The organism is Agriterribacter sp., from assembly GCF_035444585.1.
Lineage (GTDB): Bacteria > Bacteroidota > Bacteroidia > Chitinophagales > Chitinophagaceae > Agriterribacter.
Genome location: NZ_DAOMOZ010000136.1, coordinates 1 through 13,511, shown reverse-complemented (window position 1 = coordinate 13,511; position 13,511 = coordinate 1). Strand labels below are relative to the sequence as shown.

7 protein-coding genes are annotated in these 13,511 nt (G+C 44.3%); all 7 read right to left on the bottom strand.

Annotated elements, in window-relative coordinates; translation table 11 throughout:
* On the bottom strand, window positions 1-1,074 hold a 1,074-nt coding region (locus PLH26_RS14315), incomplete at its 3' end, for a Gfo/Idh/MocA family protein (RefSeq protein ID WP_324586713.1).
* Window positions 1,075-1,223: 149 nt separating this feature from the next.
* Entirely contained in the window at window positions 1,224-2,609 is a 1,386-nt protein-coding gene (locus PLH26_RS14310; protein ID WP_324586712.1) for a glucoamylase family protein, read from the bottom strand.
* Window positions 2,610-2,630: 21 nt separating this feature from the next.
* Entirely contained in the window at window positions 2,631-4,316 is a 1,686-nt protein-coding gene (locus PLH26_RS14305; RefSeq protein WP_324586711.1) for a glucoamylase family protein, read from the bottom strand.
* Between the two features lie 4 nt (window positions 4,317-4,320).
* The gene (locus tag PLH26_RS14300) at window positions 4,321-7,659 is read right to left on the bottom strand and encodes a VCBS repeat-containing protein (protein WP_324586710.1); all 3,339 of its coding nucleotides are present in this window, start codon (window positions 7,657-7,659) and stop codon (window positions 4,321-4,323) included.
* A 117-nt stretch (window positions 7,660-7,776) separates the two neighbouring features.
* A complete protein-coding gene (locus PLH26_RS14295) occupies window positions 7,777-8,670 on the bottom strand; it encodes a LamG domain-containing protein (RefSeq protein ID WP_324586709.1) in 894 nt (297 codons plus the stop codon).
* Between the two features lie 31 nt (window positions 8,671-8,701).
* Window positions 8,702-10,207 carry a RagB/SusD family nutrient uptake outer membrane protein gene (locus PLH26_RS14290; protein WP_324586708.1) on the bottom strand — a complete coding sequence of 502 codons (1,506 nt, stop codon included), beginning with the start codon at window positions 10,205-10,207 and terminating at the stop codon, window positions 8,702-8,704.
* A gap of 12 nt (window positions 10,208-10,219) precedes the next feature.
* Entirely contained in the window at window positions 10,220-13,480 is a 3,261-nt protein-coding gene (locus tag PLH26_RS14285; RefSeq protein ID WP_324586707.1) for a TonB-dependent receptor, read from the bottom strand.
* Window positions 13,481-13,511: the final 31 nt, after the last annotated feature.

Below are 13,511 nucleotides of genomic sequence, written 5' to 3'. Positions count from 1 at the left end.
ATGCAATGCATGCTCGGCGGCTATCAGCGGTTCTTTGCCGGTAATGAGCGATTCTGCAATAACGCTCGCTCCCTGCTGCCATACATAGGTTCCCGGGTCGGGTACATGCCTTACCGGGGGGTCAGTAAATGAAGTTGCAAGATCCACACCAAAAGGCGCCCAGTCGTATCCGACCAGGCCCATATTGCCTTTTGTTCCCCAAATAGTAATGGTAGGATTTTGCTGCCCTTTTCCCTCATGACCATAAGGATCAAAATAATTGAACCCGCATTGCACATGCGAGATGATGCCTTCGCCGTGATCCATTAACAGCATGGTATTGTCTTCTGCTTCCACCTTTATTCTTCCTTTGTTATCCACAGTTCTTTCAGGTGTTACAATACTGGTCATGGCCATCACGTGTTTTGCAGGGCCAAGCAGGCCTGTTAAGGTGGCAATATTATATACGCCGAGATCGGGCAGGCTGCCGCCACCCTTTTCATAAAAGAAAGCGGACCAGGTAGGGCCCAGGTGTCCGTAATGCGCATGAGCGCTGGAGATCTTTCCTAATTTACCTTCACGAATGGCCTGCGACATGAATGCAAATTGCGGACTGTTCACCACTGCCGGTGCGCCCCATATCCGCAAATTTTTACTTTTGGCCAGGTCCAATAATGCTTTCCCTTCTTTATATGTATTTGCCATGGGTTTTTCGCTCCACACATGCTTCCCTTGCTGTAACGCCTGCTTATTGAGCCGTCCATGCTCCTGCATATCGGTGAGCGTTACCAGCAGGTCAAAAGGAGCACCCGCCAATTGCTGATCTATATGTGGGTATTGATGAGGAACATTGAATTCCTGCGCCCTCTTTTGAGCGCGTGAAAAAACAATGTCACATACACTTACCAATTCAACAAAGGGAGATTTTGATAAATGAGGTAAGTACACGCCGGAAACGCTGCCACACCCTATTACAGCCACTTTTATTTTTTTATCCGGCATTGTAAGTGCAAAGCCCTCCAAAGAAGATAAAAGCATTGCGGCGCCTGCCATGGCGGTATGCTGCAAAAATTGCTGCCGGGTGAAGGTTTTCATAACAATCGTTTTATGTAATTTAAAATGAAAAGATCGAAGCTCAAAATCTGGAATCAGAAGCGCAATGCAACGATAAATTACAAATCACAAATGATAAATCCAACATTGAACGGACTTGTAGCCTGGTGGCCACTCATCACTCGCCCGGATCATTCACTTTCTGTAATTGCCTTCTCTTTTCCCGATCTTATCCGGCTGCTCTCAAACCCTAATTTTTTTAATCCATGCTGCACTTCAGGGCAACTCATAAATAAGTTCCATAATAAACCACTCCGGTAATTTTCTATCATTACTATTATTGGCCCCTGGTCTATAGCCAGATGGCTTTGGGCATACCAGTTCTTTGTTTCATTGAATGCATCCACGAATCCATACTCGCTCCATATTTTATCGCCCAGGTCGTAATAAAAATGTTTCAGCGCCTGCATGCTGTACTCCGGCGTATATGGAAACGCCGACAAAGCGGCCGTAGGTGTAATGGTACCGTGATCATTGGTAGGTGAATGGGCATTATATCCGTTGTATGTATCGCTGGCCGTTAGTCCCCAGCAATTTTCGCCATAACCTTTAAAATCTTTGGGATTGTCTATGCAATAAGCACGGTTGATCAAAGTGTGATTCCGGTTTTGTTCCCAGTAATCGGCATAGCGGTCTTTTAGTCCGCGCGGATCAAGCCCGAGAAAAGAATAGTGCGAAAAGAACAGTGGCCCGCCGTAATCAAAGCCCAAAGGCAGCTCTATACCATAAAATTTTTTCCCGTTCTTAAAAAAATTACTCTCCGCCCAGCCCTTATGATATATTGAAGCAGCCACAGGATATCGTTCGGCGCTTGCCGCCAGCACATACATGATCAGGCATTCGTTGAATCCTCTTACCGCGAAATTCATCACCCACCCGTTATTGGGGCTCCAGTGCCAGTACAATACGTCCCTGCCACCGCGGGTAAACCAATCCCATTCAATTTCGTTCCACAACCCGTTGATCCGGTTACGCAGTTGGTTCTCTACCGGGTTATCGGCATTAAAATATTGCCGCACACAAAGCAATCCCTGGAATAAAAAAGAACTCTCCACCAGGTCGGCGCCATCATCTTTACGGCTGAAGGGAATGGTTTTGCCCGTAGCGCCATCCAGCCAGTGCGGAAATACGCCGTGATAAGCATCTGCTTTCGCTAAAAACCTTACCATCTTCAGTAAAAACCGGGCCGCCGTATCTCTTGTAATCCACTTCCGTTCTGTTGCCGCAATAACAGCCATTACACCAAAACCTGTACCGCCGGTAGTTACTACTTCATGACCATAATGGTCTGTATTGCTTCTTTCCCTGGCCATACCGCTAACGGGATGGGCAAAATCCCAGAAATAACGAAAGGTTTGCTTTTGCACCAGGTCGAGCAAAGCCGAATCGGAAAGATTGATTGCTCTTTTAGACGGATTGAATGAATCGGGAACAACAGTCTTTGTTTTTTTCTGGGCTACAAGCGAAGCAGGAAACAGGACTAAAATAAGGCATGCTGTTTGAACGAAACGTTTCATAAAAATGATTTTTAGTTCTTGCTATAAATGAGGACTTGTAAAACCAAGTTCCCGCATCCCCGCTTTTACTTCAGGGCAACTCATAAACAAATCCCAAAGCAATCCGCTACGGTAGTTTTCTATCATTACAATGATGGGACCCTGGTCTATGGCAAGGAATGAATCGGCAAACCATGTATCATGTAATGAAAATGCGTCTACAAAACCATGCTCCTTCCATATTTTATCGCCCAATACATAATAAAAAAACTTAAGCGCTTTCATTGACTCTGCAGGAGTATAAGGCAATGAAGATATAGCAGCAGTTGGTGCAATCACTCCAACATCATTTGTTGGTGAGCTGGCTGTATAACCATTTTCAATATCGCTGGCACTAAGCCCCCACACTGAATCGCTATAGCCAAAATAATTTAGCGGATTTGACTTGCAGTAATTGTAATTTATCAGTGTGTGACTTTTATTTTGTGTCCAGTAGTTAGCATAAGCGTCTGTTAAATCAGTTGGATTGATCCCGAGGAAAGAGTAATGTGCAAAGAACAAAGGACCTCCCAATGAAGGTCCAAGCGGTAATTGAAGACCATAGTAAATATTATTATTCTTCATGTCACCATTGGATGCCCAGCCGTTTTGATATACATTTTTTGGAACAGGATGGGTTGTTGAAGATGCCGCCAATACATAGGTAACCAAACATTCATTCCAGCCTTTTATCCGGTGGTTCATTTCCCAGCCATTCGTATTAACAGCACTCCAGTGCCAGTACAATACATTCTCATTGTCTTTTCTAAACCAATCCCACTCCACATTGTTCACAATTGAATTAATATCATTTCGCAAACCCGCTTCAGCCCCATCCGTTCCGTTAAAATATTGTCTTGCTATTAACAGCCCCTGTATCAAAAAAGAGGTTTCCACAAGATCGGCGCCATTATCGTTAGTACTAAATGGAATAACTTTTCCCGTAGTTCCGTTTAGCCAATGCGGATAAGCTCCATGAAAAGTTTCAGCGGTGTTTTTTAAAAAAGAAACCATTGCCTGCAGCCTTGTTAATCCTTCGGCACGGGTAATGAAATTACGATGGATTGCTGTAACAATGGCCATAATGCCAAAACCTGTACCGCCGGATGTATAAATATTTGCATCCGAATTTCGCTCCCTTGCCATTCCACTAACCGGGTGAGAAAGCTTCCAGAAATAGCTGAACGTTCTTTTTTGTACAGAATCCAATAGCGCATTATCGGAAATGATGGGGAATTTTCGGGATGAATCAATTTGAGTTGTAAAATTTATAATAATAGCGGATGCCAAAGTTCCTCCTGCAACTGACTTCAACCCTGTTGAAACATTCACAATATAATTGGCAATATAGCTTAGAGGGTAAGTCGGCAGAACTACCACGGTACTGTCACCTTCTTCATATGCTACTGAATAATCAACCGAAACCCCGGCTTTGTTTTTAAACCCAAGGTTGCCGTTAACGGTAGAGCGGTTAACAGGTGCATTAAAAGAAAGTTTTACAGCGGGGGTATTATTGATATTGTAATTTGCGGGCGAAACAGACAGACCATTAATGGTAACCGATTCAGAAATTAAAGATGGGGCCGGCGGAATGATAACCGGATCAGTTGCAGAGGATTTTTTACTGCATCCGCTTATAACAATACCGGCATAAAGCAATACCATATGTAAAGGAATCACTGTCCTCACTTCATTACTTTTTTTGCTGTAAAAAAATCAATCTGTCATTATTCCTCGCAATTATTAAATTTTTGTGGCCCTTATATGTCTTTAACCATTTTATATCTCTTACCTGTCCATTTATGTCTGCTAAATTGGATTGGGGAATTGCTTTGCAATCTTTATCCTTATTAATACTGAATAAAGCTAAAGCCTGCGCATCATACCTGCCTTCATAAGGAATTACATCAAAAAAATTCCCCCCGGCAAGCCAGGTAGCTTCGCCTGCGTTATTACTGTTTACTTTTTGAAAAGAAAATATGGGCGCCAGTTGCAATTCCACGGGAAGATCATTGATCGTAAACCCGCCTTTACCATCGCCATAGCAAATAGCCGAGCCCAATCTTTCGGCAATAACGGGCTTAATGGTATCAATCCATCCATAAAAAACATCTTTCATGGCCACGCCTGCATAATCCGAATAATTCGGGTAATATTTTCTTAGCAGGGGCAGCGGCCGCTCTACTTCGTCTTTTGCCAAAAAAGGATACTCAACGCCATGTACAGTATAAGACAACAACTGTTCTATGCTTTTATTGTTGTCGAAGTCGGCAGTATAAAGCCTTAATGGAGTATCCTTACCGCTCCAGAATTTATTATTGAACCCCCAGTTGCCGGCCAAAATATCCAAATGTCCATCGCCATTTGCATCATCAATAAAAACGGTTTGCCACAGCCCGGAAGAGCTTGGGATCGTAGTGCGTCTGTATTTGCCTCGTTCATTGATGAAAACCGTTAAAGGCATCCACTCCCCGGTAACAATAAGATCATTCCAGCCATCTTTATTGATATCTGCAAAAGCAGATGATGTAACCATCCCAATGCCGGCAAGCGGAATAATGCTTTGATCAGCTATGGAGAAACCTGCTTTGCCGTTATTTAATAATAAATAAGAAGTTTGCGGGATACCGAATGCCCGGGCATCGGCCAGCACGCCAATAAAAACATCCATGTCGCCGTCATTATCCATATCGGCAACAGACACTGAAGACTTATTTTGCTGGATAACCGGAAGTGCATCGGCTGATCTTAAAAAGTGGCCTTTACCATCATTAAGATATAACCTGTCTTGTAAATGACTGCCGGAAACATATTGGTTCCCACCGCTAACAACATACAGATCAGGGCTGCCATCGCCATTCGCATCAAAAAAAACGGCATCAACATCTTCGCATAATGCATCGCCATTGAACAGTGCGGTATCAGCAGGAAGAAATGAGCCGGATTTTTGCTGTATCATTAAAGCGCCGGGCTGCCCGATTGCACCACATGCATAAAAATCATCCAGTCCATCGCCATTCACATCTGCAACGGCTATTTTCGGCCCACGGGTTGATTGCGCATGAGGTATTAAGTACTGAACATTAAAATCATCAAATTCGTTTTCGGTATGTTTCCAGTTAACTGCATAGGATGGTTCCGAAAATATTGATTCCACCGGTTTAAAAAAGTCATCGTACTTAAAAAAACCGGATGCATCCTTCTTATCAATGACCAGTTGTTCGTTGACTGAAACGCCTTTCAACAGTTGCATTTTCTGATCGGGCCATACGATCAGCAGACTGTCTATAGAACTCAAAGAATCCAGACCAAAATGTAAACGAAGATCGCACGAAGATTGAAACCCTCTCGTTGGCATCAATTGCTGGTATTGCATTTTGCCCTGTCCAACCGGCGGGCGGGCCTTTGCAAATACATACGCTTTTGCGCCTATGCCAGATGTGTTGAGGCTGTCGCCTTTGAAAGAAAGTGAAATATAATTGTTCTGCGGGCCATTGTTTTTTAAAATAACAGCCGGGCCATTTACAGCATTCACTATTATATCCAGCCTGCCATCGTTGTCCAGGTCGGCGTATGCGGCCCCGGTATAAAAGCCTTTCATTTTGCCTGTGCCCCAGTCATCGCTTACATCTTTAAAAATATATCCCCCGCTACCTTTAAACAGAAACAGATGAGCACTTCCATCCGGCATTCTTTCCACAGCCATATCATCGTACTCATCCGTTTCTTTCGTTCCCTTTTTTACCTGCAGGTCTGAAACAAAGCGGATATAATCCAGGTCTACCGGTCTTTTTACAATTCCGCTTGATACAAACAGGTCTTTATTGCCATCGTTATCAAGATCAGCAAAAAGCGGCGCCCAGCTCCAGTCTGTTGCCGAAATACCGCTTAGCAATCCCGCTTCGCTGAAACTGCTCCCGTTCCCGTTATTGCGTTGCAGGCAGTTTTTAGAATATTGATACTGAAACCCATTGTCCCTGAGCTTTCGTTTATAAATAACAGGGTTCTCATCGCTTCCATAGGTTTTTAAGATCTTTTCATCTGCCGGCAACATATCCGCAGTAACAATATCCGGTTGTCCGTCGTTATCATAATCTGCTATATCATTGCCCATACTAAACCGGCTGTAGTGCCGGAAATGTTTTGCCCCGCTTTCCGTAAACGTGCCATTACCATTGTTCACATAGTAATAGTCATTTTCGTGGAAATCGTTGTCAACATAAACATCATCCCAGCCATCATTGTTTAAGTCGGCAATTGCCAGGCCGAGGCCGTAGCCTAAGCTGCTTTGATAGATACCCGCCTGTGCCGATACATCGGTAAATATGGTTCCCGGCATTCCCGACTGTTTTTGCGGAAAAGGCTTTATTTCATTGCGGTAAAATTTATCGCCCGATAAAGCATCGTATTTCCTGCGGTTACCGGTATCTACAATATTTGAGTGCGGCCTCAGCGAATGATTTAAGAGATAGCAGTCCAGGTCGCCGTCCTGGTCATAATCAAAAAATGCAGCCTGGGTAGAAAGTCCTGAGAAGTTCAGTCCGTATGCTGCCGCACTTTCACTAAAGGTTCCATCGCCTTTGTTTATAAATAACTCGTTATGCCCCGTCAACCCGTAAATCCCGCTCACAGCCGAAACGTATATATCTAAAAATCCATCTCCGTTTACATCGGCCATTGTAACGCCGCTGCACCAGTCTGCGGAACCTTTTACCCCGGCAGTTTCAGTAATATCCTCAAACCGGAAGCTGCCCTTGTTCAGGTACAGCTTATTGTTACCCCTGCTGTTTGCAGTAAAATAAATATCAGACAATCCGTCGTTATTCACATCACCTGTTGCTACGCCCCCGCCATTATAAAAGTTGATATAGTATAAAATATTAAAGCCTTGCCGTTCCGGTAAATCGTTCCTGAAATCAATGTTGGTTTCAGATGCGGGTAAACTTGTAAACAGGGTATCTTTACTGTTGCAGGCAAAAAACGAAACAAGGATTGCGAAAAAAAATATCGGTATGTATTGTGCCACATGCATACAATTATTTTTATGTTCCTGAGCAACAGCACCGATCGCTCTTTCCCTACAGGAAAAGTACAAAAGGGTTGCAGTTGTTGTTGCAACCCTTTCCAGTTATGTGTTACCGGATGCTTCTCATTCTTTTGAAGTAAACAATTGGCTTATTTCAGTGGCCGATAAGGATTTATTATATATCCTGAACTGATCCAACGCCCCGTTAAATGACTTTGCCCAGTCTTCGGGGCCATGATTGGTAAGGCTGGGGGTGGTTTGGAATGCAAAGTTCCCCAATACCATTCCATTAAAGTCATTGAATTTTATTTTTCCATAGCTTCCCCCACCCAGCACTTTATTATTAATAGCAGTTGGCTGCCCATCCACATATAAACTGAGTTGTGAACTGGCTGCATCATACGTCAGCCCAATATGTGTCCATTTATTAAATACATTGGGAACCTTGATCTCGTTCCATTCTTCGCCCGTTCCATCGGCGGCTTCTGCATTAAACATGTGTATCTTAATAAATGCTTCTGTTTGATCGGAGGCATTGTTATAGTTTTCGAGGAAGATCTCGAGGTTACCCCAGAATTGCGTTTTATTCGAAATAGCAAACAATCCCTGAGCGCCATCCGTAAACGGCCCCGTTGCTTCCATCCAGAATGAGAGGGTAAAGCTTCCCAGGTTGGCAAGCGTATCTTTCGGCAGGCCAACAAATTCATTTGGATATATAACGGTATCGCCCTCCGCTTTCACCAATAGATAACCCCCCGGCTCAATTTTTAACGCCTGTCCCTTTACACCTTCCACATAAGTTACATCAACTGGAACACCCGTTAATTTGTTTTCTCCCTCATCCGTTGCATTATCTTCAAAAGCCCACAGGCTCTTCAGGGGATTATAAGGTGGTGGCTCAGGATCTTCAATAATTTCTTTTAACTCCGGTCTGTCCATTTTTTGACATGCAGATATGACCATGCAAAAAGTGAAGGCCGTAAATAGTGAAACCTGAATTAATTTATATGATTTCATACCAATAGTTTTATGTAGTTCAGTTATTTCATTAATAATCCGGGTTTTGTATCAATACACCACCCGATTTATCAATTTCGCCCTGCGGAATAGGTAAGAGGCGATGCCTGACGGCATAATTGGTTTTTCCTGCGGCATGCAATACATCCACATCTATGCCCCATCTTACGATATCCCAGAAACGCTGCTCTTCCATTCCCAGCTCCACGAATCTTTCATGGCGAATGGCGTCTCTCAGCTCTGCCTGATCTGTAGTGGTTACAGGCGGTAAGATCGCGTTATTGCCACCCCTGGCCCTGTTCCGGATCTCTTCAAGCCAACCCAGTGCATCTGTAGTATTTTGTTCACCTCCCAGCTCATTGGCGGCTTCCGCAGCCATAAGTAACACGTCGCCGTATCTTAATATCCGGTGATTCATCCACGGTCCAAATCTGTTGTTGAGGGCCAAACGGTCTGCCGGGTCGGTATATATTTTTTTATTCCAGTATAAGCGGGGTATCGTGGGAAAAGGGGGTACATTTTCACTGTACAGGGGATCTATCTGTCCGGAGAAAAGAATAGTCTCTATCTTTCTCGGATCACCTTCTTCAAATTCATCAACTAAGATCTGAGTAGGCGTATTCCATCCCCATCCAAGGTCCCACGCACCGGCTCCTCTCACGCCCTGCACATTCGAATATATAATACCCTGATCAATGGTTGGCTCATAGAAAGCCTGTATCTCAAAAATGGATTCAGGCCCGTTTTCACCCGTGCTCCTGAACTGGTCGCCATATTTGGGCACAAGGCTGTACTTGCTCAGTGCCATTACACTCTTAGCCGCTCCCAGGGCATTGGCCCAATCGCTCCTCCATAAATAAGCTCTTGCCTGCAATGCCATTGCGGCGCCTTTTGTAACACGCCCGATATATTTTGCTTCCCAATCAAGGGGTAAAACAGCAGCAGCTTCCTGGAGATCAGTATCTATCAAGGTGAATATTTCTGATGGAGACGACTTGGCTATATTCAGCTCTGCGGCAGTTCCGGTAAAGTCAATTTTTGGAACTGAACCAAAAGCCCGTACCAGGTCAAAATAAGAAAAAGCCCTGATGAATTTTGCCTCCGCTTTGTTGATCAAAGTAGGCTCATCGGCGGCGCCAAGCGAATCAATAATATGAATAATATCGTTTGCCGCATTGATCGCCAGGTAATGATCGCTCCAATATCCCTGTATCCCTCCGCCACTCGCGTTGTATTCAAAATCATCATACATCAGTCCCGTTGCGGCGCCATCCGAAACCGAGCTGCCTTTTTCAGATTCATCAGAACGATAGCTTTGAACACCGAGGTATTCATGGTTGTTGAAGCCTCCATTTCGAAGTACGGCATAAGCGCCAAAAACTTTACTGTCAAATGACCCTTTGGCTACATCTTCATCGGTATACCTGCCCAGGGGCTTCCTGTCAAGAAAATTCTTATTACAGGATGCGGTCGTGACTATTATTACTGCCAGCAGCATTGGTAGCCACCTCCATTTTTTGTTTAATATTTTTTTCATGCAGATCATGATTTAAAAGTTGAGGTTTAACCCTGCCGAATAGATGGCGGGGACAGGATAGGTACCATTGTCAATTCCAAAACCCGTAGCAGTGCCACCGATTTCCGGGGTATAGCCTGTGTTATTGGCAAAGGTTCCGGGATTCTGCGCATTGATATAGATGCGGAGCGATTTGATCTTTGCCCTGCTGAGCAGGTTTTGGCTGAACGTATATCCCAATTGCACATTCCTGATCCTGAAAAAGCTCCCGTCTTCGATCCAGTAACTTGAGTTTTGGTAATTATTACCTCTTCCGGTATGCAGTATGGGTTCCCAGTTGGAGGTACCCACGCCATTCCACCTGTCCAATCTTTCCACGAGGTAATTGAAATCGGCGAAAGTTCCCTGGTTCCAGGCTCTGTATATTTCATTGCCATAAACACCCTGCATGTCCAGCCCCAGGTCAAACCCTTTGTAGGTTAAAGAAATGGATCCGCCATACATGAAATCAGGTGTGGGGTTACCTATTTGGGTTCTGTCATCAGGCGTTATTTCCCCATCACCGTTCACATCTTTGTATTTTATGTCGCCGGGACTCGCCGTTCCAAGGGCAACCGGGCTTTTATTTATCTCTTGCTGGGTTTGATAAATACCATCGTGAACATAGCCATAAAAATAACCGATGGGAAACCCTGCTGTGGTTCTTGCTGCACCGTTGAAGATTTCAAAGCCTTCTTTGTTAAGCTTTATCACTTTATTATTGATAGTGGTGAGATTGCCGGAAACGGAAAGGGTTAGGTCGTTGGCAATTACTTTATTCCAGTTGGCTGAAAACTCAAATCCCTTGTTTTCGATTGTTCCCACATTGGCCAGTAATGGAAGCAGACCCGCACCCTGATCAATTAAAGTGATCACATCTTTTGTACGCTTGTTGTAGTAAGTGGCTTCCAGGTGTAAATCGTTATCAAGAATATTCAGTTCAACCCCTGCTTCGTAAGAAGTTATAACTTCCCAATTTAAATTAGGATCAGTAATATACTCCGGCTGTAATGCGTTGATAACATTATTGCCGAATACGCCTGCATTTGCGTTTGTTAATGTAGGATAAGCAGGATACCGGTAGGCTTCAGGAATGTTCTTGCTTCCCAAAATGCCCCATGACCCTTTAAGCTTCAGGTAGTCTAAAAAATCCTGACCGGCAAAGAAGTCTTCTTCACTTACCACCCAGCCAACGCCTACGGCGCCAAAATTTTTCCACTGGTTGCCTATTTTATAGAACTGGCTGCTGCCATCGCGGCGGAAGGAAGCGTTAACAAGATACTTCCGGTTAAAACTGTAAAGCGCCCGCGCCAGGTAGGAGATGGATGCATCTTCCCAGGCGCTGCCCGAACCCTGTTTCGTAGATGCGGTACCCACCGCGTCTACATACCAGAAGCGGGGATCATTGGGTATTACATCTGCAGAGCCCTGCTGTACAGAAGAATTGGTTTCTTCAAAACCACTGAAATAAGTGGTGAGGCCACCCAAAACCGTAAGATCATGATCTCCGATCTTTTTCTTGTAGGTGAGCAAATAATCCATCTGGGTTTTGGGATAAATATTCTGAATTTGGGCTACTGATGTTTGCCTGTTGGAAGAATCTCTTTTATTGTCGCCCACAATTTCCGGGTTATACACCACCACAATAGGATTGTAAGAACGGGTTGTATTGAACCCGTAATCGGCAAACAACTGTGCTCTGAATGTAAAATCCTTCAAAAAATCCAGCTCGCCGTAAATGCTTCCAACGGCCCTGTATTCTTTGCGTATTGCCGTGAATTTGCCCTCCTCAATGGCTACCAGCGGATTAAATACCTGGGCTCTTTGAAAAGAGGGCATAGTATACAACAGTCCTGAACCGTTCGGATCATAGACCGGGGCAATTGGTGCGGCGCGTATAGCAGAGCCCACCTGTCTTTCAACAGGAAGATCGGCATAGTAGCCATTGAAAGTAATGCCAAACTTTAATGCTTTTGAAACCCTGAGCTCGTCACTGAAGTTGATCGTATATTTTTTATATTCTTCGTGTTTAATAAGGCCTTCCTCATTAATGTAACCAAGCCCTAAATAGAACCGGTTCTTTTCGGTGGCGCCGGTAACGCTGATATTGTTATAATTCAAAAAAGCATTTTGAAATATTTCATCCTGCCAGTCGGTGTTGGCTTTAAAATACTGGTCATCGAAAGCTGAGCCCATATTGGCCATTTGCTCATCATAAAGCAGCTTGAATTCGGGACCATTGGTTAGCTTTATCCTGTCCTGAACCCTTTTTACGCCAAATGAAGTAGTGAAATTTACCATTAACTGCCCTGCTTTTGCCTTTTTGGTGGTAATGGCAATAGCCCCATTGGCGCCCCTCACCCCAAAAATAGCCAGTGAAGAGGGGTCTTTTAATACTTCAATAGACTCAATATCGGCAGCGTTCAAAAAATTAATATTATCGTTAAGAATACCATCTACAATATAAACGGGTTTGGCGCCATTGATGCTGTTCGTTCCTCTTATCCTTATATCAGGCTCCGCACCCGGCCGTCCGGATGCCACCACAGACAAGCCGGACACTTTTCCCTGCAGCAGGTTCATAGGGTTGGCAGCCGGCTTATCTGCAATTTCTTTGGCTTTTACCGTGGCGATTGACCCTGTTAAATCGCGTTTGTTCGCGGTACCGTATCCAATCACTACTACCTCTCCCAATTGCTGGCTTGCAGCGGCTGTGAGAACAATATTAACAATGGTTTGATCGCCGATGGCGATCTCCTGTTCTTCGAACCCTACGAAAGAAAACACCAGTGTGCTGTTGTCCGGTACCGTAATGGAATAGTTGCCTTCCGCGTCGGTGGTTACACCCGTAACAGTTCCTTTAATGGTAACGGAAACACCCTGCATCGGCTGGTCATTTTCATCCGTAACCCTGCCGGTTATGGTTTTATCCTGCACTGCCTGCACAAACTGCTGATCCTGCAAACGGATCACAATAAGATTATCCTGCAGCAACTGGTAAGTGAGATGCGTTCCCGATAAAATGCGGTTGAGCGCTTCATCAATGGGCGCATCTTCCACATGGATAGAAATTTTTTGTTTGAGATCTTTGAGGTTGCTGTTGAAAACAAAGCGATAATAGCCCTGTTTTTCAATAGCATTGAAGGCTTTATTGATCGCTACCTGCTTCAGGCTAAGTGTAACCTTTCCCTGGCCGTTTACATTCGCCATTGCCTGGCAGATGCCCAGAAATATCAATAAAACGGTAAGTTTCATAGTCATCAATACTTTTAAGCATGCAGCCGGT